Source organism: Pseudoalteromonas undina (assembly GCF_000238275.3).
GTDB classification, from domain to species: Bacteria; Pseudomonadota; Gammaproteobacteria; order Enterobacterales; family Alteromonadaceae; genus Pseudoalteromonas; species Pseudoalteromonas undina.
This window is the reverse complement of record NZ_AHCF03000003.1, coordinates 1,448,303-1,474,836: the sequence shown is the minus strand read 5'-3', so window position 1 is coordinate 1,474,836 and position 26,534 is coordinate 1,448,303. Positions and strand designations below refer to the sequence as shown.

Genomic DNA, 26,534 nt, shown 5'->3' with positions numbered 1-26,534 from the left:
TATTTTTGTTATAAAAATAGCTACTTGATTGTATTGATAACTTCACTGCAAACAAACCTTTTGAGGTGAATAACCGTACCGGTCGATAAGATGAATGAAATACTAGCAAAATAGCAAAAAAAAGCACTCAGATACTTCAATCGTACCCGAGAGGCTTAGTTTATTGCAGCCTTTGACTGCTTTTGTTGTAAGGTCCACATGTGCGCATATTCACCATTTTGCATGAGTAATTCATCATGTTTACCTTGTTCTAGTACTTCTCCCGCTTTGAGTACGATAATTGTATCGGCATCGGTAATTGTTGATAAGCGGTGCGCAATAACAATACTGGTATGATTAGAGGCAACTTCTCGCATAGCATTTAATATGGCTTGCTCAGATTGTGAGTCCAGCGCCGAAGTGGCTTCGTCAAAAATTAAAATTGGCGATTGTTTTAAAATAGCGCGAGCAATAGCAATACGTTGTTTTTCGCCACCAGAGACTTTTAGTCCGCGTTCGCCTACCAAGGTTTTATCGCCTTTATCTAGGCTATTAATAAAGTCTGTTAGGTGCGCCATGTTTATGGCTTTGTTTACTTCATCTTCACTGGCGCTGGGTCTGCCGTAGTGAATATTTTCGCGTATGCTGGTATTAAATAACACAGTATCTTGCGGCACTATGGCAATAGCTTCACGCAAACTTGCCAAGGTGACCGTGTTTATGGCTTGATTATCAATTTTAATCGCGCCCGATGAAAGTTCATAAAAACGGTATAACAAGCGGGCTAACGAGCTTTTACCTGCGCCACTAGCACCTACAACCGCTACCTTAGCACCAGGATTTACATGAAAACTGACATTCTTAAGAATAGGACGCTTGCTATCGTAGCTAAAGCTGACGTTTTCAAAGCTAATTGCCCCATTTTTGAGTGCTAATGGTTGCGCGGTTTCGCTATCTGCTACTTTGGGAGAGGTATTTAGTAATCCAAGCATGTTTTCAAGGTCGGTAAGAGCGCGGCGTATTTCACGGTACGCAAACCCCAAAAAGTTAAGGGGTAAAAAAAGCTGAATCATATACGCGTTAATCATTACCAGTTCACCAATCGTTAACTCGCCGGTGACCACTTCATTGGCACCAAGCCACATTAATGCGGTTATTGCACACGCAATGATCAGCGCTTGCCCTGAATTAAGCACCAGTAACGAGAGTCGATTTTTTAATCGTGCTTGTTCCCAGGTTGCTAAAAATGTGTCGTAAGTTTGGGCTTCATGCTGTTCATTATTAAAGTATTTTACGGTTTCGTAATTTAATAAACTGTCGATGGCGCGGGTATTACTTTGGTTGTCGGCAGCATTTGACTCACGAATAAAGCGGTTTCGCCATTGGGTAACCGTCACGGTAAAAAAAATATAAATAGCCACAGCCAATAGGGTGATCAGCGCAAACCAAATAGAAAACAAGCTGCCAAAAATAATCGCCACAGTCATTATTTCAAACAACGTGGGCACAATATTAAACATTAAAAAACGCATTAAAAAGCTTAAGCCACTGGTGCCGCGCTCTATGTCTCGACTTATGCCGCCAGTTTGCCTATCTAAATGAAAAGCTAAATCTAATGAGTGCAAATGTTTAAACACTTTAAGTCCAATATCTCGCATGGCATGCTCGGTGACTCGCGAAAATACTCCATCGCGTACTTCACCCAAAAATACACTAGCAAAGCGCAATGCGCCGTACATAATCAGTAATAAAGTAGGAACAAGAAGTAGTGGATTAATTGATTTATCAACCGAATCAATTATTTCTTTTAAAGCCCATGGCATGAGTAATGTCGCGCCTTTAGCACCGATGAGCGCTAATATAGCAATCAGCACACGGCCTTTAAACTTAGTGATATAAGGCCAAAGAGTTTGAACGCTTTGTTTTAAATTCATGGCGTCGGGGCGTTTTACTGAACTTTGTCTGGAGCGCATCGAGGATCTCAGTATTTGATATTATATAAATGAATTAGCTTAAGAACGGCTATTGTATTTTAATTAGCTGCCCTTATATACTAGCTATCCTTTATTTTAGTTTTAAATGGCAAATGTTTAAATTTCGCGTTTTTTTCGCTACATGCTTGTTTTTTGCTGCACTCTTTAGTGTGCAAAGCCATGCTATGAGCGTAAAGCAGGGTTTAGGCAGTAACTTAAGCAGTCTTACCGATATTGTTAATGTTGACCATTTAACTAACACTCCTACACCTACAAAATCGCTTGGCAATTTAAAGCACAAAAACTCAAAGCATTCTGATTTTGATGCTCATCAACCTAGGTTAACAGCCAATAACTCATTTTTATTTCTACATAGTGCGCAGGGCGATCCTGAATACGATGTAGTGCATGAGTTTTTTGCCCTAAATGGGTGTAGGCATATTTTTTTGCGACCGCAAGCAGTCAACATAAGTCAGCCTTGGTATACCTGGCTATTTAAAAGTAAAAAGTCGCGCTTGAGCGGCTGGAAAGACGCTAACCTGTTATACACCGCTGTAACTACCTATCACGCTTAAAGTTCCTTATTTAATGTTAATTGGTTTTAACGCATCGCGTTTTGACCTGCAGATTAATTGTGCCTAATAGGTACGTTACTGGGCTATGCCTAGTAATAAGGAATAACTATGTTAAGTCTAAAAAAAGAGAAAAAGCCATTTAAGGCTAAGTTTAAATTGAGCTATGTAGCCATGCTGATTGTATTAGTGTTACTAGCAATAAGCGCCTTACCTAATTTATATCCGAATAAGTCATGGTTGCATATTAGTGCAGCTTCTGATGTTAAAACGCAAGTAATGCCAAGTACTGAAAACCTAGTTAGCTTTTTAAATAGCCAAGGTTTTGAAGTGAGTGAAAGTTTAAAAGACCAAGCAAATATTAATGTACTTTTAAATACACCAACGCAAAGTGCCCAAGCTCAGGCGGCTTTAAAATCAAACTTTCCAAACACACAAGTTAAAATTGTTGAACATGCAACCAGCCCTATTTGGTTACAAGAGTTTGGCTTATCGCCCATAAAGCTGGGTCTTGATTTAAACGGCGGGGTATTGTTTGTACTTGATGTTGATTTAGAAAAAGCGGTTGATGAGCAATTACTCAGTGCATATCAACAAACAAAAGCTATTATTGTTAAACAAAAAGCCTATGGCGTTAAAGCGAAGCAGACTAATCAGGGCTTTGAAATAAGTGCGCTTGAGAATGCTGGTGATAAGCTAATAGTTGTCATAAAAGAGCTTAAAAGCCGTTTTGAAAACCTCACTACAACCACATCAACTAATGGCAACTTACAGGTCGTTAAAATTAGCTATTCTGAGCAAGGGCGCAGCGCATTTGATAAAGAAGTGATGAGCCAAACACTCACCACACTTCGCTCACGCATAGAAGAGCTCGGTATAACTGAGGCCGTTACACAGCGCCAAGGTAAGCAGCGCATTCGTATTGAGCTACCTGGCGTGCAAGATCCAGCTGAAGCAAAACGCATAATTGGTGCAACCGCGTCATTGGGGTTTTATCAACTTAAAGAGAGAGGCGGGCAAACGTTTAATTTGCAATCGGGAGGGACTATTAAGCTCGACCCTGTACCTATATTTACCGGTGAGCATATTAATAACGCTAATATAGGCCGTGATGACTGGGGTAAACCTTTGGTACAACTGAGCTTAGATGGCCAAGGTGGCGATGCTATGTCGGCTTTTTCAAAGGCGAATATAGGTAAACCTATGGCAACGCTCTATTCAGAGTATTCACAAAATGCTAAAGGTGAAGTGGTTAAAAAAAGCGAAGTCATTAATGTGGCGAACATTGCCCAGCATTTAAGCTCGCGGTTTAGTATAACCAATATGCAGAGCCAACAAGCCGCTGCCGATTTAGCGCTACTACTACGCGCAGGATCACTTACTGCGCCTGTAACGATAGTGCATGAGCAAACTATTGGCCCAAGCATTGGCCAAGACAATATTAATAATGGATTAGCAGCGTTAATGTTAGGCATGGGTTTAACACTTGCGTTTATGGCACTGTGGTACCGCCGTTTAGGGCTTATTGCAAATGTTGCGTTAATTTTAAACTTAACCTCTTTAGTGGGGCTAATGTCGTTATTACCTGGGGTGGTTTTAACTCTTCCAGGGATAGCAGGCTTAGTATTAACTATAGGAATGGCGGTTGATACTAACGTGATTATATTTGAACGCATAAAAGAAGAGCGTCGCAAAGGTCGCCCCCCGTATCAAGCAATCCAAGAGGGTTATAAACAGGCTGCTAATACTATATTTGATGCCAATATTACCACCATGATCACCGCGATTATTTTATATGGCATAGGATATGGCCCAGTAAAAGGCTTTGCGATAACGCTGGCGCTTGGTCTTATTACATCGGTGTTTACTGGTGTGTATGTATCGAAATATTTAAGCCAAAGCTTATATTTAAAGCTGGGCAAAAAAGCAGGAGTAAACGCGCATGCTTAACACTTTTTTAAAATGTGAGACAGGGTCACGTATGCGTTATACAGGCTTGCTTATAAGTGCCATATTTGTGTTGTTATCAGTATTCACCATTGCACAAAAAGGGCTTAATTTTGGCCTTGATTTTACGGGTGGTTATTTAACAGAATTTACCACCAGCCAAGGTGTTGAACTAAAACAGCTTGAGCAATTTATTGCTAAAAACCATCAAGGTGAATTTGAACTTACAGCACAGGGCAATAATCATTTTCAATTAACGCAAGCGCCAAGTGAGGAAGCTAATAATGATGCTTGGAAAACCGCGATTAGCCAAAACCCAGATATAAACGCTGAGGTTTTATCATCGGCTTATATTGGCTCTCAAGTGGGTGATGAATTATTTGAGCAAGGCTGCTTAGCCTTATTTGCTGCGATGGTAGCGGTAATGATTTATTTAGCTGTTCGGTTTGAGTGGCGTTTAGCATTAGGCTCTGTGGTGGCTTTATTACATGATTTAGTGCTGGTGGTTGGCTTATTTTCGTGGTTACAAATAGAGTTTAACCTAACCGTTTTAGCCAGTTTATTGGCAATTATTGGCTACTCCCTAAATGACTCAATAATAGTGGGCGATAGAGTACGCGAGCTATTACGCATACCAACAAATATTTCGCTAAAACCAAGTCGTATTATCAACAGTGCTATTAAAAGCACCTTAACTCGTACGCTTATTACCTCAGGAACTACGCTCGCAACAGTGGCAAGTGTTTGGCTGTTAGCTGGCGCGCCGCTGCAGGGGTTTGCCATTGCTTTGTTTGCAGGAATAGTCGTAGGCACGCTGTCGTCTATTTGTATTGCTGCTACATTACCTGAGCTACTTGGGTTAAGTGCTAAAAACTACGATAAGCAAGTGGATCAGCAAACGCAGGCATTAATGGATATGCCATAGCCTTAAATATTAGCATTGTTGTTACACAGCAAAGGGATAGTGTTCGATGTAGCAACAATGCTAAAATGGCAAAATTATTTTTACCGAATTGAGTGAATTTTCCAAATGAATAAAGCCCATGTTACTGAGCACCTTCGTTTTGCCTTAGATGAGCAACTAAACACTGCTAAAATTGCAGCTCAAACAGCTCACGATACCGCTACCCATGAAGAAAGTATTGCAGAGACCCAATACGATACCCTCGGGCTTGAAGCTGCCTATTTAGCACAAGGCCATGCAGAGCGAGTTAATGAGTGCTATAAAGAAATACAACTATTTGAAGCCATATACAACGAACCCGTTACAGGCACTGTCGTTATAAGCTCATTGGTATGTTTAGAAGACGATGCCAGCACACAAAAATGGTTTTATTTAGGCCCAGCAGCTGGTGGATTAACCGTTGATATTAAAGGCACAACCATTCAAGTACTTACCTCTGGCGCACCATTAGGGCAACAGTTATTAGGTAAACAAGTCGATGATGAAGTTAGTTTAACACTCGGTGATCTAAAACATAGTTACGATGTGGTTGAAGTGCTTTGAATGTAGTATTTATTTGTCTCTTACTCTGAGGCGCAGCATCTCGTAGGCCTCTTTGTTAAATTATTGCCTAAAACTTATAGAATAAAATTAAAGATGAGCCGTTTATGAACTTGGTATTGGTCAGTGATATTTTTGGTAATACAGCGGCTTTAAAAGCATTTGCTGAAAAACTAAACGCTCAGTCTATTGTCGATCCCTATGGCGGGGTTGATATGGCATTTAACAGTGAACAGCAGGCCTATGAGTATTTTAGTCAGCATATAGGCCTTGATGAGTATGTAGCTATTTTACAAAAAGCGATTAAACCACTCGCTGGCAGCACCATATTGATTGGTTTTAGTGTTGGCGCATCGGCAATTTGGTCAATGTCTGCACACCCGGCGATTAAAACGATAGCTAAGGGCATTTGTTTTTACAGCTCGCAAATTAGGCACCATACAGATATACAACCACAATTTGAGATTGAACTCATTTTTCCGCATTATGAGCCGCACTTTGATGTTAAATCATTACAGGTGGAGCTTGCAACAAAGGCTAATGTTAACGTAAAGCATGTTGATTACTTACATGGTTTTATGAACCCACACTCAAGTAACTTTAATCAGAATGCTTACGATCAAACATTAGCTGCGCTATCTAAAGAGCTAAAAAATTAGCAGTTAAGCGTTATTGCTTTGTGTTAATTTTTACAAGTGAGTTTTTGTAATTTCAGGCTTTTTTCACAAACTTAGCCGTTACCATCATTTCGCCAATGCCATCTACTTTACAATCTAGCTGGTGATCTTTTTTATCAAGCACACGTCTTACCAAAGCTTTAGTACCAATTTTTATAACCTGAGAACTGCCTTTAATTTTTAAATCTTTCGCAACGGTTACTTTGTCACCATCGGCTAGTAAAGTGCCGTTTGCATCTTTTACCAAAATAGCGTCTTCATCGCTTGTATTATTTGGGTTCCATTCATAAGCACATTCTGGGCATATAAGCAGCTGTTGGTCTTCGTAAATGTATTCACATTGGCATTTAGGGCAAGCGGGAAGAGACATAATGATCACTTTTAGTGGTAAATTTTGGCTATTTTAAAACACAAATTAACAATAAAAAAGTTCATCAAATATTTTTATCTTCACGCTAAAAATATCTCGTTTGTGTGTATTTAAAAAAGGGCTTATAAATCACATGTCGCTTAAGCAATTTAAGCGCTAACGTTTATAGTAGATATTCGTTAAAGCACCTATCGTATTAAGTGATTTGCTATTTGCTGCACTTAGTGCGATAGGTGTTTCTATTTGCTGTTTAACTACCTGAGCTAACTAGCCAAGGTATAATTTATATTTTGACTTAACTAGGAAAAGTCGTGTTTAAAACCTTAATTGTGGTTGATAACAATGAGCAAGCAGTTGCTCTTTCATTTGAAAATGTAATTACATTTGACACCTATTTACGAGATTACCCCAAACGTAACGAACCTAAAACCCGCATTATTAATTTATGCGACTCAAGCCAATACTTGAGTAAGGGTTATTATTGTTCATTGCTTGCAGAAGCCCGCAAACACCAAGTATTACCAAGCGTTAAAACAATAAACGCGCTTAGAAGTGGACAAGCACCTATTTTAAATACTGGGCATATTGATGGCGCAGTTTATTTTGGTAATGCTCTAAACGAATTACAAGGTAAAGCGGCTAAATCGGTATTTAAACAATACCCAGCTCCTATTTTATTTGTCGATCAGCAAGGTTTATTGCAACAAGGCTCTTTAACCTCATTAAGTGAGCAACAATATGCTGCGTTTATTGAAAAGCTCAATGAGTTTACCCAAACGCAATGGCGTATTGGTAAAGTAGAACGCCGTTTTCGTTGGGATATGGCGATCTTGGTTGATCATAACGAGAAAGTACCGCCAAGTGATAAAGATGCAATAGCTCGCTTTATAAAAGCAGCAGCGAAACATGGTATTAACGCAAAAGCACTCAGCTTTGAGGAAATAGATAATATTGCCCAATTTGATGCGTTGTTTATTCGTCAAACAACAGCGATTGATCACCCAACCTACCGCCTTGCAAGTAAAGCGCAAAGCCTTGGTTTAGTGGTGATTGACGATGCGGAGTCTATTTTACGGTGCTGTAACAAAGTGTACTTACATGATGCATTTAATTATCAAAAAGTACCGAGCTTAAAAACGCTAGTTGTGGCTGATCAATCAGTCCAAACGCTTGAACAATTAGAAGCAGCATTTACTTATCCGCTGGTATTAAAAATGCCAGAAGGATCGTTTTCAAAAGGCGTTTATAAAGTTGCTAATCGTGATGAATTAGAAGCTAAGCTTAGTGAATTATTCGCACTGAGTGCGTTGGTATTGGCACAAGAGTACATGTACACCGAATACGATTGGCGCGTAGGGGTACTTAATGGTCGTGCTATTTATGCATGTCGTTATTTAATGGCGCGTAACCATTGGCAAATATACAACCATGACGCAAAACGGTTTTTTTCCGGTGGCTTTGAAACTCTACCAACCTTTGAGTTACCAAAAGCTGTGTTAGACGCTGCTTTAAAGGCCTGCAAAACAGTGGGTAAAGGTTTATACGGTGTAGATGTTAAAGAGCACCAAGGTCGTGCGTATGTATTGGAAGTAAACGACAACCCGAGCATTGATCACAAAGTAGAAGATGGTTACTTAGGTGACGAGCTATACATGATCATAATGGATGAGTTTAAACAGCGGTTAGAAGCACGAGGCCGCGGCTAATGCCTATTGCTTTGGCTGAAAAAGTAACAGTGACGACCAAGCTAGTTATTCGCCCTGCAATAACCACTGACTTAAAGGCGTTGGTGGCGCTTGAAAATACTTGCTTTAGTAACGATAAGCTAAGTGCGCGTAGTTTAAAGCGCTGGCTTGGGGCTAAACATGGGATTTTATTAGTTGCTGAGCAAAATGCGCAACTATGTGGCTATGGCTTAGTGTGGTGCCATAAAGGCACGCGTTTAGCGCGTTTGTATTCGTTAGCCGTATTACCAACAATGCAGGGCAAGGGCATAGCCAAAAAATTACTCAATGAACTTGAAAAAGCGACCAGTGAGCGTGGACGTATTTATTTGCGCCTAGAAGTTGCAGTAAATAACGACAGCGCCATTGGGCTTTATAAAAGTGTGGGGTATCGCGTATTTGGTCAATACAGTGATTATTATGACGATCACAGTGATGCCTTACGCATGCAAAAAAATATTCGCCAAACCAGTGAGTTGCAGGTTGAGCGTTTAACGCCATGGTATCAGCAAACCACCGAGTTTACCTGTGGCCCTGCTGCGTTATTAATGGCAATGGCTGCTCTTGACTCAAACACAGAGCTGAGTCAGTCACATGAATTAGCTTTGTGGCGTGAAGGCACCACGATTTTTATGACCTCTGGGCATGGCGGTTGTCACCCATTTGGCTTGGCACTGGCTGCAAATAAACGCGGTTTTACAAGTGAGGTAATTGTTAATACATCTGAACCATTATTTTTAGATGGGGTTCGCAGTGATAACAAAAAATCAGTATTGGCCACGGTTCATCAACAGTTTGTTGAGGGTATTGCAGCGGCAAATATTTCAGTTACACAAAAAGATGTTGAATTAACTGACATAGAAAACTGGTTGAGTCAGGGGTTTAGTGTGTTGCTGTTAATTAGTACGTATCGGTTTGATGGTAAAAAATCACCGCACTGGGTGTGTGTAACCCATTTAGATGCACATTGTGTTTACGTACATGACCCATTTTGCGAGCCTGGAAAAGATAACCAGCTAGCAATAGATTGTCAGTACGTACCAATTGCACGTAGCGACTTTAGTAAAATGTCGGCATTTGGTAGCCAAAGGCTCAGAACGGCAGTTGCTATTGGTAAAGTAAAATAGATTAGGATATTAAGTGACATTTTTAGATTTTATCGACGTAGCGCCTTACTCATGGGCAGCCATCGGCACCGCTGCTTTTTGTGGCGCTATTATTGGTATAGAGCGCCAATTGCGCGGCAAACCCGTAGGTATTCGCACATCAGCGTTAATAACCTTAGGTACATATTTGTTTTTATCAACGGCGTTTAACTTACAAGGAGATGTGATTGATCATTCTCGTGTAGTGGGGCAAATAATCACGGGTATTGGCTTTTTAGGCGCAGGCGTTATGCTAGCAAAAGACGGTGCCGTGGTAGGGGTTACCTCAGCGGCTACTATTTGGGTGCTTGCGTCTATTGGGGTGATGATCGCAACCGAAAACCTAGGTGCAGCAATTAAGCTTTCTATATTGGTGGTTGGTATTTTATATGGTGTTGATGTGCTCGAAGCTAAGTTTAAAAGTCTTAGCAAAGGTGTGCACGCTAAAGTAAAAAGTTATCACAAACGTTATTATCGAAAAGACGGTACAGATAGCGAACGCCACTAAATAGTGGCGTTTTTTATGCTGGTAGAGTTGCGTTTAACAAACTAAGTGCATCGTTAATTGCTGCGGGGCGGCCAATAAAATAACCTTGCACACTATCTACATTGAGCTTTCTTAACGAGTTGAGTTCTTCTTCAGTTTCAATTCCTTCGGCAACGATGGTGCAGTCGATTGCTTTTGCAAACCCACACAGTGCTTTTGCTAGCAAAAACTTACGATCATCAGTGTTTATATTCTGTGTGAGGCTGATATCTAATTTAATAATATCGGCTTCAAGCTCTAAAATATGCTGAAATGACGAAAAGCCTGCGCCTACATCGTCAATAGCCAAGCGAAGGCCTTTGTTTCTGAGAGGCCTAAGTGCAGCTCGCATTTTTTCGTAGTCGGAAATTGGCGAATGCTCAGTAATTTCTAATACTAGCCTAGTGCAGTCAATGTTTTGTAATGTATTTTTAAGTGCACCGCTTAGGATATGCGATGGTGAGCAATTAATGGCAATGTAAGTTGAATTATTAAATTTGGCTATGTTGGTGACTGCATTTTTAATGGCTAGCATTTCTAATGCTTCATTTAAGCCAACCTTTTTTGCTTCTTTAAACCATACATCAGGAGTTTTATAAGGCGTAGTAAAAAATCGAGCAAGTGATTCAAAACCTGCAACTTTATTATTTTTTAAACTAAAAATAGGTTGAAAGTAGATACTAATATCATTATCGCTAATAATTTGCTCAATAGCTGACTTGGCGTGATTACGCGATATACTTTTTGATAAGTTTTTTTCAATTAAGCCAGTCGCTATTTCCGAAATAATATTTAAAAACGATAAATCGCGATCGTTCAAGCTCTCATCATGGTGTGATTTATAACAACAAAAAGTACCGTATAATTTACCGTTTGACAGGTTGATAGGTACACCGATATAGGCGCCTATACCTAACTTTTCGGTTACGGGCATAGCCTTGGTTATTGGGTTTGCGTTGGTATTAGTAATAATAGGACTAAGCTTGTCATCGGTGATTTTTTGACAATACGTTTCATTAATCGGATCGGCATTACCCACTTTAACAATTTGGTTTTCAGAGGGATTATCGACCACTTTAAAAACCCGCTCATCGTTAATAAATTCAGATATAAAAGCAACATCCATATCTAAATGTTTGCGAACTAACGCGAGTAAGTCAGCTAGTTTAGCCTCAATGGATGCGTTGCTTTGTTGATCGACAAGCAGATTGGTAAGTTTATCCATCAGCTATCTCCCTGTATTAATTTCACCACGCTTCATGCGTAATACTATAATTTATATATATAAAAAAATCTAATCAAGGCTATATCAATCTTTGCTAACCATCAAAAGTGAACACGGTTTAGTTAAAACTTAACCAAATAATTTTCGTCGCACGACTTTACGGTATTCGCTGGGTGTTTGGCGTAATACTTTTTTAAATACTCGGGTTAAATGCCCTTGGTCATTATAGCCAACCTCTAAAGCAACTTCCTGAATCGATAAATTAGAAGATGCCAATAAATCTTTGGCGCCTTCTACTCGTAATTGTTGCCAATATTCGATTGGACTTTGGTTAGTGGCACTTCTGAAGCGACGGGTAAAGGTGCGATAACTTAGACTAAATTGAGCCGCAACCTCCTGTAAGTTGAGCTCACTGGCTAGATTGGTTTTTAACCAAAACTGTATTTGTGCAATCAGCTCATCTGGGTGTCTATCTACTGCTCCCTCTAAGTAACGTTGATCTTCATAGGGTTTACGAATTTCATGGGAAAAGTTGCGCTCCACATGTTGTGCCGCTTCCTTACCATAATATTGACTAATAATATGTACGATAACATCAGCAAGTGCATTTAAACTGGCTACGGTATACATACGTTCTGACTGGGTGATAAAAAAATCAGGTTTTAAACTTACATTAGGGTAGTCATGCTTAAACTGTTTAGCATAATGCCAATGGGTAGTAGCGGGATGTCCGTCAAGTAAACTAGCCTCTGCAACAAAACAATTACCTGTGCCTACTCCAATTATATGACTTCCTACGGTAAAGCTCTCGATCAGCCAAGTGACTAATTGTTGATTAGCGCGTATCACCGGGCGAGGGTTACGCCAAATACCAGGCACAATAACTAAATCGCAATAAGGTGAGTTTTCGCTAGTACAATCAGGAATAATCGATAGTCCAGTTCGCGTCTTAATGGCATCACTATTTTTAGCCACTAAATGAATAGCCAGAGGTTTAAAGTTATTTTTATCACTATGGCCTTTAGCAAAAGCCTCACCCGCACGCAGCATCTCAATCGGTAATGTGAGACTGGTTACCAACAAATGCTCAAACACTGCGATACCAATATTTATGGGGGGAGTTAATGGGTTGTTGCTCATTGTGAATGCTCCGACCAGTTGTTTTTGGCCTTTTATGCCGCTTATTTGGCTATTAAAGCACAAAGACGTCTCTATAATCCAATTAAACTAATGTCATATTCTTATAACACGCATTTTAAAGGTAAATTATGACTGCATTACCCGTTATTGTAGGCATGGGAGGCATTAATGCCGCTGGCCGTACTTCTTTTCATCAAGGTTATCGTCGTATCGTGTTAGATAGCTTAGCGGCGCAAGCTCGCCAAGAAACGTTTTTAGGCCTTGCCACATTAATGAACTTAGTGACTACAGTAAACGGCCAACTTGAAGACAGCCAAGGTAATCATGTTGAGCAAAGCGACATTGAAGCACGCTTTGGTGAGCAAATTATTGCTGGTACATTAATTCGAAAAATTGAAAAAGAACATTTTGACGTTGATGCCACACCTTGGCAGCAAAAAATGACTTTAACGGCTTCAGATGATAGTGCAATTGTGTTTGAAACACGTCGTCGTGACTTACCATCGCCTTTACCAAGCAACTGGCAAATAGATGACCTTGATAATAAAAAAGTAAAAGTCACGATTGCTGCTGAGCTAGATGTAAAACATGACTCAACCCGTGATAACCCGATTAAGTCGGCTGGGCAATTTCCAACCGGGTTTGATCCTGCCATTATGTATAACAGCCGCTACCAGCCGCGCGGTTTACAAGCGACCATATTTGCTGCCACCGATGCAATAAAATCAACAGGACTTGATTGGCAACATATTATGAATAGCGTAGAGCCAGATAAAATTGGTACCTATTCAGCATCGGTTATTGGTCAAATGGATGATAAAGGCTTAGGTGGTTTAGTTAAAGCGCGTCAGCAGGGCGATCGTGTTAGTACTAAACAGTTAGCGCTGGGTTTAAATACGATGTCGACCGATTTTATTAACGCCTATGTTACTGGGAATGTGGGGACGACTTTTTCAACTTCAGGCGCATGTGCCACATTTTTATATAACTTGCGCGCTGCCGTTAACGATATTCAAGCTGGTCGTACCCGTGTTGCAGTGGTTGCCAGTGTTGAATGTGCGATTACTCCAGAAGTGGTTGAAGGTTTTGGTAATATGAGTGCGCTGGCTAATATTGAAGGTTTGCGCCGTTTAGATAATTTAACCAATGATGATGAGCCTGATTACCGTAAAAGTAGTCGTCCATTTGGTGAGAACTGCGGTTTTACCTTAGGTGAGGGGGCTCAGGTTGCTATATTAATGGATGATGCACTGGCTCTGGAACTCGGTGCAGATATTATGGGCAGTGTGCCGGATGTATTTGTGAATGCCGATGGAGTTAAAAAGTCAATTACCTCACCTGGGCCTGGCAATTACATCACCATGGCGAAATCAGCAGCACTTGCTACTAGCTTGTTAGGTAAAGAGGCACTGCAACAACGTAGCTTTATTTTAGCGCACGGCTCAAGTACGCCACAAAATCGTGTTACTGAATCTTTAATTTATCATAAAGTAGCGCAAACATTTGCTATTGATAACTGGAAAGTGACTGCGCCTAAAGCCTATGTAGGCCATACTATTGCGCCTGCTAGTGGCGATCAGCTTGCGATTACGTTAGGTGTATTTAGTCATAATATTATGCCGGGTATTACCACCATTGATAAAGTAGCCGACGATGTTTACAGCGAACATTTAGATATTCGTAATAGCCACTACGATTGTGGTGATATGGATATTGCGTTTATTAACTCAAAAGGCTTTGGTGGAAATAATGCAACAGCGACTGTGCTGAGCGCAAAAGTAACCATGCAAATGCTTGCTAAACGCCATGGTGATGCACTGATGAACAGCTATGTTGAAAAACATAGCCAAGTAAAAGATGCACAGCATATTTACCAAACGCAAGCCGATTTAGGTCAATACTCGCTAATTTACCGTTTTGGTGATGGCTTGATTGATGAAAATGAGATTGTTTTAGATGAGCACAGCATTACGCTGCCAGGCTTTGAAAAAGCAATTACATTTAGTACAACAAATTCCTATCAAGATATGTTCTAAGCACACATACTTGTTAGCAAGGCGCTTTTATAGCGCCTTTTTTAATGTTTGTTCAAATATACTTAGCAATTAAACTGTGTTTATTTTTTTGCTTCCATGCTAGATAATAATTGGCAAGAACGGCTGTTAGGCCAATTACAACTGCAATAAATAGCAGTGTTGCAACATAGCTCATACCGTATCCAGTTGGTAAACCCACCAGTGTTTCGCCATAAGTCATATCAGAAAAACTAAAGCCTAAAACAGGGAGAAGTAACCAACTTATTGCATGCAGTAAATACAAGTGGGCTAAGTACGAGAACATACTGGTTTTACCCAATACTTGTAAAAACTTTGGCGAAAAATCACTTTTTAGCTTACTCAATAGTTTAAGCATAATTAGGCCTATACCAACGGTTAACAACATAAACTGCAGGGAAAGTGGATATTTGGTCGGGTTTAAAAATGACATTATAGTGAGTAAATAAGAGTCACTAATCGTAAATATTGACGCGTCACCATAAAGATTAAAGCCACGCAAAAGCGTATATAAAACTAGGCAGCTTACACCCAAAATTAAGCCATAATCCATAACTCGGTTACTGTATTGCTTGGCTTTGTAATAAACACCTGCACAATAGGCTAACGCCATTAACCCAACAATAGGAGCTACGGGGTAGGTGGTTCTAATTTTAAAGTTAAAAGGAAGTTCGAGTACATTTTTCTGATGTAAAATAGACCATATCGTATTTGCGATTGTATTTGGCTCAAAGTTGACGGCATCAAATAAGTTGTGGCCAAATACTAAAATTAAGCCCATGGCAAAAATTGCATACAGACCGATTAAGCGTAAAAGCCCTAGAATAATAAATCCCCAACCTATCGCCCAAATAACCTGAGCGTATAACATTGGAAACAGTGGATTAAAGCTCCAAGACCATGACACAATAGTAAATTCAAATAATATAAGCACTAGTCCACGTATAATTAAACTTTTTGAAAAAGCTTGCGTGGAAGTGTATTTATGCTCGGTTATCGCAGCTGAAAGGCCCGCTAAAAATACAAATAATGGCGCACAAAAGTGCGATATAAAACGAGTGAAAAAAGTAAGCGCATCTGTTCCTGGTATGGTCATGGGATCGGTCACTGAATAATTTAGACAATAATACATGCCGTGATCAATCACCATAAATATAATGATAAGACCTCGGAGTAAGTCTATATGGTGTAAACGATTTTGAGATAAAGGTAATGACATAAATATGCTTTGGTATGGATGAAAAAACGAGTTTAATTATATGTTATATTATATCATTTTGCGAGAGTGATAATAAAATACTTTAGTATAAATTATGTTGTAAACAATTTTCACTTACTAACAGATTTTTACAGTTTTACTTTTTTAATGGAGTTACTCTATTAACTAAATAGTTAAAGTTGAAGCTACTAAAGGGTTAAACATGAAAAAAATATTTTTTTTATCACTATTGCTGATGCTTAATGGCTGTACATTTTTTGGCGTTATGTTGGATGGACAAGCAGCCTCAAATGCACAAGAAAATCAGCGGATGAAAAATCCAGCTCGGTCTACTCCTTATGAAAATCCATTTGAGCCAGTTCCCGTTGATAAGGACGGATTTTCTTTTGCAGAGCTAGGTTTAAAAATAGACTCTGCAGTATTTAGTTTAGTAAAAGGAGATGACGGTGTGATTAGAAAATGTAGGCAGGTTACTAAGGTCTTAAAAGAATGTGTAGAAGTCGATAAATCTACTCTACACAGTAATGAATCTAAGCAGTTAAAAACTGATGATGAAATAATAAGTGTTGGTCTATAAAACTACTAATGAAATAGTAACTATGGTCGTAACCAGCTTGCATTTCGAGTGTTAACGGATAGCCTTTCTGTGTAGCTACAGTTACTAACTTTTGTGGCTTAAGTTGCTCATCTAAAAAGTTATCTGCATCACCTTGGCTAACCAACATAGGTAAATAATCAGCTTGTTTGGCTTGTTGCATTAATTCGCAGCTATCATATTCTGCCCAGACTGATTTATCAGTACCTAAGTAGCCAGTAAAGGCTTTAACACCCCAAGGACAATCTATCGGGTTTGCAATTGGGCTAAATGCTGTAGCGCTGGTATAAGCTTTAGGATTTTTAAGGGCAATCATTAATGCGCCGTGACCACCCATAGAATGCCCAGAAATTGCTTTTTTAGTTGTTACTGGAAAATGTTGCTCTATTAATGCAGGTAGTTCCTTCACCACATAATCGTACATATTAAAATGAGTATTATAAGGTGCCTGCGTTGCATTGACGTAAAACCCTGCACCTTGGGCAAAATCGTAGCTATCTTCGTTAGGAACGTTTTCACCACGCGGACTGGTATCAGGTGCGACAATAGCAATGCCTAGCTCCGCCGCTTTTTTAAACGCGCCTGCTTTTTGCATAAAGTTTTCATCGGTACAGGTTAATCCTGATAACCAATAAAGTACTGGTACTTTATTTTTTTCACTGGCGCCTGGTGGTAAAAATACCGCAAAATGCATGCTGCAATGGGTGCTTGAGGAAGTATGGCTATACTGCTTATGCCAGCCACCAGCCACTTTTGCTGTTGAGATATTTTCTAACATAACAATCCTTAAAAGCCGTTACTTAATAGCAACGGCTGGTAATGGTGATTAAAAGAAATTAGTAATGAATAACAGTACGAATACTCTTACCTTCGTGCATTAAATCAAAGGCATCGTTAATTTCTTCAAGGCTCAAGGTATGGGTAATAAAATCATTAAGAGCGAATTCACCCGCCATGTAACGCTCTACAATTTCAGGAAGTTGCGAACGACCTTTAACGCCTCCAAATGCGCTACCACGCCATACACGGCCAGTAACAAGTTGGAACGGGCGAGTTGAAATTTCTTGGCCAGCACCAGCTACACCAATAATTACAGACTCTCCCCAGCCTTTATGACAACACTCAAGGGCAGAGCGCATTACATCAACGTTACCAATACATTCAAATGAGTAATCAACACCGCCGTCGGTCATCTCTACAATCACTTCTTGAATTGGCTTGTCGAAGTCTTTTGGATTAATTAAGTCGGTAGCACCGAGTTTAGTCGCAAGATCAAACTTAGAGGTGTTAATATCAATACCAATAATACGGCTTGCACCAGCCATTTTGGCGCCAATAATGGCCGACAAACCAATGCCACCTAGACCAAAAATTGCCACCGTATCGCCCGCTGTTACTTTTGCCGTATTTGTTACAGCGCCCATACCGGTAGTGACACCGCAGCCCAATAAGCAAATTTCCTCTAAAGAGGCTTCTTTATTTACTTTAGCTAGCGAGATTTCAGGAAGTACTGTGTATTCAGAAAAGGTCGACGTCCCCATATAGTGATAAATTGGTTGGCCGTCTTTGAAAAAGCGCGTTGTGCCATCTGGCATTAAGCCTTTGCCTTGTGTTTCGCGTACAGCAGAGCACAAGTTGGTTTTACCTGAAGTACACATTTTGCATTCACCACATTCTGCGGTGTATAGAGGAATAACGTGATCGCCAACTTCTACACTTGTAACTCCTTCGCCCACAGCGTAAACCACCCCAGCACCTTCATGGCCTAAAATAGCGGGGAAAATGCCTTCTGGATCTTCACCTGATAAAGTAAAAGCATCTGTATGGCATACACCTGTGGCAGTAATTTTTACCATCACTTCGCCTTTTTTAGGCATCATCACGTCAACTTCTTCAACGCTTAAAGGCTGATTAGGGCCCCAGGCAATCGCTGCTTTTGATTTTATAAATTCAGACATGTGTATATCCTTTATAGTGGTTTGAATATCAATTGTAGACCCAAACTGTTTGGGTGATGTGCCTATTGTATTTATTTCTATAACAATGATAATCTCTAAATTAATAAAACACTTTTACAGTATGGTAATAATGATGCGTTGGGAAGGGATTGATGAGTTTATTGCTGTTGGCGAAGAGGGAAGTTTTACTCAAGCTGCACAGGCGTTGGGCCTATCGGTTGCCCATATTAGCCGCCATGTTACTAAGCTTGAACAACGGTTAAATACCCAACTTTTAACGCGTACGACCCGAAAGGTGGTATTAACCAAAGAAGGTGAGCAGTTTTTACACCAAGTAAAACATTTACAACACGCCATGGATGAAGCCACTCAGGGGCTCGCGTCTGTGCAAACATCCCCTAAAGGTAAAATTAAATTAACCGCACCGGTTATGTATGGTGAAAGTTTTATTATGCCGATAGTGCATTCGTTTATGCATGATCACCCCGAGGTAGAAGTAATCGCAACGCTTTCTAACGAGCAAGAAAACTTGCTGGAGGGCGGCTTTGATTTAGCCATTAGATTAGGCCATTTAAAAGATTCGACTTTAAAAGCGCGACGCTTGAGCTCTCGGCGATTTATTATGTGTGCTGCACCAAGCTATTTAGCGCGTTTTGGCGAACCCCATACGTTAGGTGAACTTAACCAGCATCAATGCTTAATTGGTAACAGTAGTTATTGGCGAGTAAATGAAAACGGTCGTGACAAACATATTAAAGTAGCAGGGCGGTTGCATTGCAATAGCGGTTGGGCACTGGTTGACGGCGCTAAAAAAGGGTTGGGTATTGTTCAGTTGCCGGATTACTACATAGAGAATGAGATAAAAACAGGGCAGTTAGTACCAATATTAACAGCTTATCAACCTCAGCAAGAGGGTGTGTGGGGGCTCTATCCTCCTCGGCAATTTGTTGCTACTAATGTACGGGTATTACTTGATTATCTAGTAACAGGATTAAAAGTTTAGCTTGGCTTAGTGATTTGCTTATAATATAGCCAAGTATAAGATTTATAAATTATTTCTTACATTTATGGTGATATTCAATTGCGCTGAGTTCGTGCTACTATAAAGCCACACTTTTAGCATTAATGTTTTAATTAATATGTTTCAACCTGTTAGCCTGTTTATCGGACTTAGATATAGTCGCTCTTCCAAAGGCAATGTGTTTATTTCGTTTATTTCTTTTTTTTCTATTGCAGGTATAGCGATTGGTTTAATGGCGCTCTTTACAGTAAGTAGTGTCATGAACGGTTTTGAAAGCAGCCTGAAAACGAATATGCTCGGACTCATTCCACACGTTGAAGTGCAGGCAAAACAACACTCTAAAGCGCAAATGAATACTCTTAAAGCCGATCTTGAGCAATCACCGTATGTTGATCATGTTAGTTTATACCGCCATGGTGAAGCTATACTACAAACAAATAAAGACTTGCATGGTGTGCTACTGCAAGGGCTCTATGATAATGATGGCTCGCTTTATAAAATCACTGACAAAGTAGTGCAGGGGAATTGGCAAAGCGTATTAAATAATAATTACCACATTGCTATTAGCCGTTATCTAAGTCGTAAACTCGGCGTTAGCTTGGGCGATAAACTGCGCGTTATTATGCCCAATGCGTCAACTTATACACCCCTTGGTCGTGTTCCTAGCCAGCGTTTATTCAAAATTGCTGCTATTTACGAAACTGGTTCAGAAATTGACATGGGACTGGCATTTACCAGTGGTGTGTCATTGCAACGAGTATTAAAGCAAAGTAGCTCTACACCCCCTAATTTAAGTGTGTCACTGCATGAGCCATTTGCACTTGATGAATTTATTCAAGACAGCCAACTTATTCTAAAGAATTTTAAATACACCGATTGGCGCAGTAGCCAAGGCACTTTATTTGCCGCTGTGGCGATGGAGAAACGCATTATGTCTATGTTATTGGGCTTAATCGTGCTGGTGGCGGTGTTCAATATTGTGTCGGCGCTCACCATGATGGTGAGTGAAAAACAAAGCGAAGTTGCGATACTGCAAACACTAGGGCTAACGCCAAGCCAAGTACAAACGGTATTTATGGTTCAAGGTTTGTATAACGGTGTGATTGGTACGGCAGTAGGTGCCTCTTTAGGTATTTTATTTAGCTTATATATTAATGAACTGCTGGCGTTGGTTGGCTTAAATTTATTATCGGGGATTTCACTGCCGGTCAAATTTGATGCGCTTAGCTTAAGTGTGATTGCGCTTTTAAGCTTAGCAATGAGCTTTTTAGCGACTTTATATCCTGCGCGCCAGGCCGCTAAAGTAAACCCAGCCGAGGTATTACGTTATGAATGATTTAGTAATTAGTTGTGAACAAATAAGTAAAGTGTACCAAGACGGGCAAAACCAAGTTGAGGTATTAAAAGGGGTTGATTTAGCCCTAACCCAAGGTGAAATGCTAGCTATTGTAGGCAGCTCAGGTTCAGGTAAAAGTACCTTATTGCATATTTTGGGTACCTTAGATACCGCCAGTTCTGGCAGTGCAAAAATCAAAAACCAAGATGTGGCTAAACTTTCTCGCAGCCAACAAGCCGCGTTTAGAAATCAAAACTTAGGGTTTATTTACCAATTTCATCATTTATTAATGGAATTTAGTGCGGTTGAAAATGTTGCTATGCCACTGTTAATAAAAGGCTTGAGTGCCAAAGAAGCAAATGTAAAAGCTCTCGACATGCTCGATAAAGTCGGCCTTGCGCACAGAAGTAGCCATAAACCGTCGGCACTTTCTGGTGGCGAACGCCAACGTGTTGCCATAGCGCGTGCTTTAGTGACTGAGCCTGCACTGGTTCTTGCAGATGAGCCAACGGGTAATTTAGATAAGCAAAACGCGATTAAAATTTACGATTTAATTAACCAGCTAAATAAAAGTTTAAACACCAGTTTTGTGGTGGTGACTCATGATTTAGAACTTGCCGACAAGCTGGGTAAAATAGCGTATTTAGATGATGGTAAATTATCAATAAAAGAGTCAAACCATGTTGCTTAGTGCCTTTATAAGTAAACGTTTCAGAGCCTATTCAGGCCATAAAGATGAAAAAAACGCGTTTGTTAGTTTTATTGCTAAGGCATCTACTATTGGTATTTTACTTGGTGTTGCCGTTTTAATTGTGGCGTTATCGGTGATCAATGGTTTTGAACAACAATTGGTTCATCGTTTATTAAGTGTAGTGCCACAAGTTGAATATGTAGCACCAAGCAGGCCGATTGCTGATTGGCCCAGCAAAGTCGAAAAATTAAAACAGCAACCACAAGTAACAGGAGCAGCCCCATTTATAGCAGTAAATGGTATGGCGCAATTTAAAAGCCAATTAAAAGCAGTTGAAATACGTGGTGTTGAGCCTTCGCTAGAGAGTGACGTATCAGCGGTTAACCAATTTACACAAGGTAAATTAGTCAGTCAGCTAGCACTTGAGGATGTTATTTTAGGCAAGCAAATTGTCACTCAACTTAATATATCAATAGGCGACAATGTCACTTTATTGATCCCCCAAATTAGTGAAAAAGGGCAATCATTACTTGCGCCAAAACGGGTCACATTGACACTCGCAGGCGTTATAGAAATGGGCGGTCCTATTGATAGCAGTGCCGCGTTTATTCACCTTAGCAAAGCACAACAAACTTTAGGTTACGATCAAAGCCAAGTAACCGGCTTACGTTTACGAGTTGATGATGTGTTTGCAGCGCACCAAATAGCGCTGAGAGTAGGGCAAACAGTCACTGATTATGTGTATATATCGAGTTGGTTTAGAACCCAAGGCAGCTTGTATCAAGACATTCAAATGGTTCGCACGATCGTTTATATTGTGGTGTTTTTAATTATTGCAGTCGCCAGTTTTAACATTGTTTCGTCATTAGTGATGGAAGTGCGCGAAAAAGAAGGCAATATTGCTATTTTAAAAACCATGGGTGCCAAAGACAGTACTATATTGGCTACTTTTGTAATGCAAGGCTTAACTCAAGCATTTGTTGGCGTAGTTTTAGGCTCTATTATTGGCGTTATTCTAGCAATCAATATTAGTGAGCTCTTTACTTGGCTGAGTTTATTGCTGGGTGAAAACCCGCTAGAAGGCGTGTATTTTATCGAATTTTTACCGAGTAAATTAGTTTGGCAAGATATTGTGTTAACTGTTATTGCCACCTTTGTGCTTGCAATATTGGCGACGCTGTATCCAGCATGGCAAGCAACACGTGTTGATCCGGCAAAAGTATTGGGTAATTAAACACAGTATTTAATAGGGCGCTACGTGTAACTCTGATAAACTGCGCCGCTATTAAACAGCTTTTGTTTGCTGAGCACTTATTTACCCGGGATTTACTTTGACACATAACGATATTTTACGCCGTATTCGCTACACCTTCGATTTAACCGATTCAGCAATGGTTGACGTGTTCGCCGCTGCAGAGCAGAGCGTCAGCACTGAGCAGGTGATTGCATGGTTAACTAAAGAGGGCGAGCAAGGTTACACCCCAATAAGTGACACCGAATTTGCGGTATTTTTAAATGGCTTTATAAACACTAAGCGCGGTAAACGTGACGGTGAGCAGCCAATCCCAGAGACTAAATTAAACAATAATATTATTTTTATGAAATTACGTATTGCTTTAAATATGAAAGCAGAAGACGTGATTGCCACACTAGCCTTAGTTGATTTTGATTTAAGTAAGCATGAGCTCAGTGCATTTTCACGTAAAGTTGAAAACAAACATTACCGTGTGTGTAACGATCAAGTTTTACGTTTATTTTTAACTGGTGTGCAGCGTACTTTTCGCCCAGATGGCGAAAAAGCTTAATGCATTTTATGGAGGTTGGTTAGCAATCTCCATTTAAGCCTCTTAAACGAACTCACTAAAACCTACGCTATTATTAGTCTTATCCTTCTACAACTTCAGTCTTATAAAGCATTTTATGTTGTCGCTCTCGTAAAAACGTAGAGTCGTATTTTGTTTTACTATTTTTTTAATACTTTTAACGTGTTATTCATTTAAACTGGTGTTTTTAGCATATAAATTCTTTTTTAACGGGTTTTTATACAAGAGAAACAACAATTTAATTCAACATCAAACACGTGCATCCAGTTTATCTATGATGTTAAAGTGTAAAAATAATGATCGCATAATCAATTTCTCCACTAACAATAACGTTGATCATTTTTCCTGTTTCGAATTAAAAAATACCCACATGGAAGAATAAATATGAATTATATACACAGAACAATTGCGCAATTAAAGCAGACGAGTCCTGCGCAATGTGAGTTTTATCAGGCAGTAGAAGAAGTGCTAGACTCGCTAGAGCCTGTATTTGCGCAAACCAGTCATTACCAACAACAAGCAATTATTCAAAGAATGGTAGAGCCAGAGCGTCAGTTAATGTTTCGCGTGCCTTGGGTTGATGACGAGGGCAATATTCAAGTTAATAAAGGCTACCGTATCGAATTTAATTCGGCGCTTGGCCCTTACAAAGGCGGCTTACGTTTTCATCCAAGTGTAAATGCCAGCATCATAAAATTTTTAGGCTTTGAACAAATTTTTAAAAATGCACTGACTGGTTTGCCTATAGGCGGCGGCAAAGGAGGCGCTAATTTTGATCCTAAAGGACGCTCTGATGGCGAGATAATGCGTTTTTGCCAATCGTTTATGACCGAGTTATATCGTCATATTGGTCCTACAACCGATGTACCTGCAGGGGATATTGGCGTAGGGGCGAGAGAAATTGGTTATATGTTTGGCCAATACAAACGCTTAACAGGGCGCTATGAAGGCGTACTAACCGGTAAAAGTTTACTTTGGGGTGGATCGCTTGCTCGCAAAGAAGCAACGGGTTATGGCGCAGTGTATTTTGCTAACTATATGCTTGAAGATCGTGATGACAGCTTATCAGGAAAACGCTGTTTAATTTCAGGCTCAGGCAATGTGGCAATTTATGCCATGGAAAAATTATATCAACTAGGGGCTACGCCTATTGCCTGTAGTGACTCAAAAGGCACTTTGTACGATGAGAGTGGCATTGACTTAAAACTTATTAAGCAATTAAAAGAGCACTCACGAGGATGCTTAAGTGACTACCTAGATACTCATCCTCATGCCAAGTATACGCCTCGCGATGAGTACCCTCAAGATGGTCATGCGGTATGGCGTTACAGTGCGGATGCGGCTTTTCCTTGTGCTACACAAAATGAATTAACCCAAGCGGATGCAAAAGCACTACTTGAAAATGGCTGTACTTTAGTCAGTGAAGGAGCAAATATGCCTTCAACCAAAGAAGCGATTGATTGTTTCATAGAAGCAAAAATTGCTTATGGACCTGGCAAAGCAGCAAATGCAGGTGGGGTGGCAACGAGCCAATTAGAAATGGCACAAAATGCCAGTATGCAAAGCTGGACATTTGAGCAAGTAGATGAAAAGTTAAAGCAAATAATGAAAGATATTTTCACTACAGCTAACGATACCGCAAAAGAATTTAATCAACCCGGTAACTTGTTACTTGGTGCAAATATTGCTGGATTTAGACGTGTAGCAGATGCAATGATTGAACAGGGCGTTGTATAGCGACGCCCCGGCTATTTATTAGTGAACCCAATAATTCTTATCTATATCTTGAGCAGGCATTGTTCAGGATATAGCAAAAGTAATGTATAATATTATTTAATAAGGTAAATTTAACTCGCTAATTAATAACAATAAACTATAGTGTGGATAAGGATAAGTGAGCTTATTAAGGAGAGTGCCGGTGCGTCTTATTCCCGCAATTTTTTATTTTTCAAGTGCAACAGAGCACAACTTCCAAAATCAACTCAATAAAAGCTCAATGCGCCTTGCTGATGCATCACTCTATCTAGTAACACTGTTTTTATTGTCTTTTATTTTTATGTCTTGGCTTAATCAACAAGAGCCTGCCAATTCAACCATAACAATTTTACGCGTAACTATGGTGTTGTTATCGATAGTCCTCATTATTGTAAATAGAACATTAAGTTCAGAGTACTTGCATTCGCGCTTTTTCAGTTATGCGGTTTTATTTTGTTTTTTATTTAGTTATTTCTTTTGGGAATATGTGCAACGCTATAGTGAATTAAAAGAGGGTGGACCTATGCTTGTAGCTGCTGCATTTATAGCCATACCGATGCTGCACTTAGGACATAAACTGGTTTTATGGTCAATAATTGGCATTGCCCTGATATTTATTGAGCTTTTTTCTTCTACTTCGATTGCGTGGACACTTTATTTTTATTTCAGCATAGTTATTGTATTGGCCATAGTGCAATATCAACTAGATACCCTATTAAGAAAGCAATATAAAGCGGAATTATTTGAAACTGAAAAAGCCAATACCGATCAATTAACAGGTATGCATAATCGGCATAGTTTTGATAGACGCTGTAAAGCATTAATTAACAAGTTAGCGCCATCACAATATTTAGGGTTAGCCATGATTGATGTCGACTATTTTAAAAATTATAACGATAACTACGGCCACTTAGAGGGAGATAACGTATTAATAGCAGTCGCAAACCGACTAAAAAATTGTGACGCTGATATTGTGGTGCGTTTTGGTGGTGAAGAATTTATATTGGTAAAAACATTACAGGCGAATGAGTTAGATTGGTTGAGTGACTTACCTAAACGCTTTGCAGACGATCCGATTGCGCATCAGTATTCACCCTTTAACCGTATTACTGTCTCTGCTGGTATTGCAATTGATAAATACACTACATATAGACCTTCAATTAAATCATTGTTGGCAACAGCTGATGTAGGGGTTTATAAAGCTAAAAATGCAGGACGAAATATAAGTATTACTGACTTTGTTGTTCCTAAACAACCTGAAATTGAGTAAGACAATGCAAAGCACTAAGCTGATAGTGCT

The 26,534-nt window shown here is 39.7% G+C and carries 24 protein-coding genes; 17 read left to right on the top strand and 7 right to left on the bottom strand.

Translation table 11 applies throughout. The annotated features are described in order from the left end of the window. Positions 1-155: 155 nt before the first annotated feature. Positions 156-1,952, bottom strand: a complete 1,797-nt coding sequence (locus PUND_RS10470) for an ABCB family ABC transporter ATP-binding protein/permease (RefSeq protein ID WP_010389851.1) — start codon at positions 1,950-1,952, stop codon at positions 156-158. 113 nt (positions 1,953-2,065) lie between these two features. Here PUND_RS10470 and PUND_RS10465 point away from each other — a divergent pair, with 113 nt between their 5' ends. The 5 genes from PUND_RS10465 (at position 2,066) to PUND_RS10445 (ending at position 6,634) form a co-directional block, all read left to right on the top strand. Further along, a complete protein-coding gene (locus PUND_RS10465; RefSeq protein ID WP_010389852.1) occupies positions 2,066-2,527 on the top strand; it encodes a hypothetical protein in 462 nt (153 codons plus the stop codon). Positions 2,528-2,635: 108 nt separating this feature from the next. Beyond that, positions 2,636-4,474 (top strand): protein translocase subunit SecD, encoded by a 1,839-nt coding sequence (gene secD, locus PUND_RS10460; protein WP_010389854.1) that lies wholly within the window; start codon positions 2,636-2,638, stop codon positions 4,472-4,474. Next, a complete protein-coding gene (gene secF / locus PUND_RS10455) occupies positions 4,467-5,396 on the top strand; it encodes a protein translocase subunit SecF (RefSeq protein ID WP_010389855.1) in 930 nt (309 codons plus the stop codon). The genes secD and secF overlap by 8 nt, the downstream gene beginning before the upstream one ends. 105 nt (positions 5,397-5,501) lie before the next feature. Next, a complete protein-coding gene (locus PUND_RS10450; protein ID WP_010389857.1) occupies positions 5,502-5,978 on the top strand; it encodes a GreA/GreB family elongation factor in 477 nt (158 codons plus the stop codon). A gap of 104 nt (positions 5,979-6,082) precedes the next feature. Further along, complete coding sequence (locus PUND_RS10445) at positions 6,083-6,634, top strand: dienelactone hydrolase family protein (RefSeq protein WP_010389858.1); 552 nt, start codon at positions 6,083-6,085, stop codon at positions 6,632-6,634. 52 nt (positions 6,635-6,686) lie between these two features. Here PUND_RS10445 and PUND_RS10440 read toward each other — a convergent pair whose 3' ends face one another. Then, positions 6,687-7,022 (bottom strand): zinc ribbon domain-containing protein YjdM, encoded by a 336-nt coding sequence (locus PUND_RS10440; RefSeq protein WP_010389859.1) that lies wholly within the window; start codon positions 7,020-7,022, stop codon positions 6,687-6,689. 311 nt (positions 7,023-7,333) lie between these two features. Here PUND_RS10440 and PUND_RS10435 point away from each other — a divergent pair, with 311 nt between their 5' ends. The 3 genes from PUND_RS10435 to PUND_RS10425 are packed head-to-tail and all read left to right on the top strand — an operon-like array spanning position 7,334 to position 10,399. Further along, positions 7,334-8,728, top strand: coding sequence for a RimK family protein (locus tag PUND_RS10435; RefSeq protein WP_010389861.1), 1,395 nt, complete (start codon positions 7,334-7,336; stop codon positions 8,726-8,728). Beyond that, positions 8,728-9,873 (top strand): GNAT family N-acetyltransferase/peptidase C39 family protein, encoded by a 1,146-nt coding sequence (locus tag PUND_RS10430; protein ID WP_010389863.1) that lies wholly within the window; start codon positions 8,728-8,730, stop codon positions 9,871-9,873. Before PUND_RS10435 ends, PUND_RS10430 begins: the two co-directional genes overlap by 1 nt. 13 nt (positions 9,874-9,886) lie before the next feature. Then, on the top strand, positions 9,887-10,399 hold the full coding sequence (locus PUND_RS10425; protein ID WP_010389865.1) for an MgtC/SapB family protein: 513 nt from the start codon (positions 9,887-9,889) through the stop codon (positions 10,397-10,399). A gap of 13 nt (positions 10,400-10,412) precedes the next feature. Here the strand turns inward: PUND_RS10425 and PUND_RS10420 are convergent, their stop codons facing one another. Next, a complete protein-coding gene (locus PUND_RS10420; protein ID WP_010389868.1) occupies positions 10,413-11,642 on the bottom strand; it encodes a sensor domain-containing phosphodiesterase in 1,230 nt (409 codons plus the stop codon). 129 nt (positions 11,643-11,771) lie between these two features. Further along, entirely contained in the window at positions 11,772-12,782 is a 1,011-nt protein-coding gene (locus PUND_RS10415; protein ID WP_021033106.1) for a GlxA family transcriptional regulator, read from the bottom strand. A 128-nt stretch (positions 12,783-12,910) separates the two neighbouring features. On the opposite strand from PUND_RS10415, the gene PUND_RS10410 reads away from it, so the two are divergent. After that, on the top strand, positions 12,911-14,818 hold the full coding sequence (locus PUND_RS10410) for a beta-ketoacyl synthase (protein WP_010389872.1): 1,908 nt from the start codon (positions 12,911-12,913) through the stop codon (positions 14,816-14,818). A gap of 52 nt (positions 14,819-14,870) precedes the next feature. Here PUND_RS10410 and PUND_RS10405 read toward each other — a convergent pair whose 3' ends face one another. Further along, a complete protein-coding gene (locus PUND_RS10405; protein ID WP_010389874.1) occupies positions 14,871-16,055 on the bottom strand; it encodes an acetyltransferase domain-containing protein in 1,185 nt (394 codons plus the stop codon). A gap of 202 nt (positions 16,056-16,257) precedes the next feature. On the opposite strand from PUND_RS10405, the gene PUND_RS10400 reads away from it, so the two are divergent. Continuing rightward, positions 16,258-16,632 (top strand): hypothetical protein, encoded by a 375-nt coding sequence (locus tag PUND_RS10400; protein WP_010389876.1) that lies wholly within the window; start codon positions 16,258-16,260, stop codon positions 16,630-16,632. Here the strand turns inward: PUND_RS10400 and fghA are convergent. Next, entirely contained in the window at positions 16,586-17,428 is an 843-nt protein-coding gene (gene fghA / locus PUND_RS10395; protein ID WP_010389877.1) for an S-formylglutathione hydrolase, read from the bottom strand. The two genes, PUND_RS10400 and fghA, sit on opposite strands and share 47 nt — an antisense overlap. A 58-nt stretch (positions 17,429-17,486) precedes the next feature. Beyond that, on the bottom strand, positions 17,487-18,608 hold the full coding sequence (locus tag PUND_RS10390) for an S-(hydroxymethyl)glutathione dehydrogenase/class III alcohol dehydrogenase (RefSeq protein WP_010389878.1): 1,122 nt from the start codon (positions 18,606-18,608) through the stop codon (positions 17,487-17,489). A 130-nt stretch (positions 18,609-18,738) separates the two neighbouring features. Between PUND_RS10390 and PUND_RS10385 the strand changes: the two genes are divergently transcribed. From PUND_RS10385 to PUND_RS10355, 7 genes are all read left to right on the top strand, one after another. Then, positions 18,739-19,611 carry a LysR family transcriptional regulator gene (locus PUND_RS10385; RefSeq protein WP_174375334.1) on the top strand — a complete coding sequence of 291 codons (873 nt, stop codon included), beginning with the start codon at positions 18,739-18,741 and terminating at the stop codon, positions 19,609-19,611. A gap of 136 nt (positions 19,612-19,747) precedes the next feature. Then, a complete protein-coding gene (locus PUND_RS10380) occupies positions 19,748-20,965 on the top strand; it encodes a lipoprotein-releasing ABC transporter permease subunit (protein ID WP_041709014.1) in 1,218 nt (405 codons plus the stop codon). Then, positions 20,958-21,656, top strand: a complete 699-nt coding sequence (gene lolD / locus PUND_RS10375) for a lipoprotein-releasing ABC transporter ATP-binding protein LolD (protein ID WP_010389881.1) — start codon at positions 20,958-20,960, stop codon at positions 21,654-21,656. Before PUND_RS10380 ends, lolD begins: the two co-directional genes overlap by 8 nt. Then, complete coding sequence (locus PUND_RS10370; RefSeq protein WP_010389882.1) at positions 21,646-22,890, top strand: lipoprotein-releasing ABC transporter permease subunit; 1,245 nt, start codon at positions 21,646-21,648, stop codon at positions 22,888-22,890. Before lolD ends, PUND_RS10370 begins: the two co-directional genes overlap by 11 nt. Before the next feature lie 97 nt (positions 22,891-22,987). Beyond that, positions 22,988-23,461, top strand: a complete 474-nt coding sequence (locus PUND_RS10365) for a YehS family protein (RefSeq protein WP_008466937.1) — start codon at positions 22,988-22,990, stop codon at positions 23,459-23,461. Positions 23,462-23,863: 402 nt separating this feature from the next. After that, a complete protein-coding gene (gene gdhA, locus PUND_RS10360) occupies positions 23,864-25,216 on the top strand; it encodes an NADP-specific glutamate dehydrogenase (RefSeq protein ID WP_010389884.1) in 1,353 nt (450 codons plus the stop codon). 181 nt (positions 25,217-25,397) lie between these two features. Further along, positions 25,398-26,504, top strand: coding sequence for a GGDEF domain-containing protein (locus PUND_RS10355; protein WP_010389885.1), 1,107 nt, complete (start codon positions 25,398-25,400; stop codon positions 26,502-26,504). Positions 26,505-26,534 lie beyond the last annotated feature (30 nt).

What these genes read in the sequence shown, in the direction of transcription:
- PUND_RS10470 (WP_010389851.1), bottom strand. Translation starts at nt 1,952, where the DNA reads ATGCGCTCCAGACAAAGTTCAGTAAAACGCCCCGACGCCATGAATTTA.
- PUND_RS10465 (WP_010389852.1), top strand. Translation starts at nt 2,066, where the DNA reads ATGTTTAAATTTCGCGTTTTTTTCGCTACATGCTTGTTTTTTGCTGCA.
- secD (WP_010389854.1), top strand. Translation starts at nt 2,636, where the DNA reads ATGTTAAGTCTAAAAAAAGAGAAAAAGCCATTTAAGGCTAAGTTTAAA.
- secF (WP_010389855.1), top strand. Translation starts at nt 4,467, where the DNA reads ATGCTTAACACTTTTTTAAAATGTGAGACAGGGTCACGTATGCGTTAT.
- PUND_RS10450 (WP_010389857.1), top strand. Translation starts at nt 5,502, where the DNA reads ATGAATAAAGCCCATGTTACTGAGCACCTTCGTTTTGCCTTAGATGAG.
- PUND_RS10445 (WP_010389858.1), top strand. Translation starts at nt 6,083, where the DNA reads ATGAACTTGGTATTGGTCAGTGATATTTTTGGTAATACAGCGGCTTTA.
- PUND_RS10440 (WP_010389859.1), bottom strand. Translation starts at nt 7,022, where the DNA reads ATGTCTCTTCCCGCTTGCCCTAAATGCCAATGTGAATACATTTACGAA.
- PUND_RS10430 (WP_010389863.1), top strand. Translation starts at nt 8,728, where the DNA reads ATGCCTATTGCTTTGGCTGAAAAAGTAACAGTGACGACCAAGCTAGTT.
- PUND_RS10420 (WP_010389868.1), bottom strand. Translation starts at nt 11,642, where the DNA reads ATGGATAAACTTACCAATCTGCTTGTCGATCAACAAAGCAACGCATCC.
- PUND_RS10415 (WP_021033106.1), bottom strand. Translation starts at nt 12,782, where the DNA reads ATGAGCAACAACCCATTAACTCCCCCCATAAATATTGGTATCGCAGTG.
- PUND_RS10410 (WP_010389872.1), top strand. Translation starts at nt 12,911, where the DNA reads ATGACTGCATTACCCGTTATTGTAGGCATGGGAGGCATTAATGCCGCT.
- PUND_RS10405 (WP_010389874.1), bottom strand. Translation starts at nt 16,055, where the DNA reads ATGTCATTACCTTTATCTCAAAATCGTTTACACCATATAGACTTACTC.
- PUND_RS10400 (WP_010389876.1), top strand. Translation starts at nt 16,258, where the DNA reads ATGAAAAAAATATTTTTTTTATCACTATTGCTGATGCTTAATGGCTGT.
- fghA (WP_010389877.1), bottom strand. Translation starts at nt 17,428, where the DNA reads ATGTTAGAAAATATCTCAACAGCAAAAGTGGCTGGTGGCTGGCATAAG.
- PUND_RS10390 (WP_010389878.1), bottom strand. Translation starts at nt 18,608, where the DNA reads ATGTCTGAATTTATAAAATCAAAAGCAGCGATTGCCTGGGGCCCTAAT.
- PUND_RS10385 (WP_174375334.1), top strand. Translation starts at nt 18,739, where the DNA reads ATGATGCGTTGGGAAGGGATTGATGAGTTTATTGCTGTTGGCGAAGAG.
- PUND_RS10380 (WP_041709014.1), top strand. Translation starts at nt 19,748, where the DNA reads ATGTTTCAACCTGTTAGCCTGTTTATCGGACTTAGATATAGTCGCTCT.
- lolD (WP_010389881.1), top strand. Translation starts at nt 20,958, where the DNA reads ATGAATGATTTAGTAATTAGTTGTGAACAAATAAGTAAAGTGTACCAA.
- PUND_RS10370 (WP_010389882.1), top strand. Translation starts at nt 21,646, where the DNA reads ATGTTGCTTAGTGCCTTTATAAGTAAACGTTTCAGAGCCTATTCAGGC.
- gdhA (WP_010389884.1), top strand. Translation starts at nt 23,864, where the DNA reads ATGAATTATATACACAGAACAATTGCGCAATTAAAGCAGACGAGTCCT.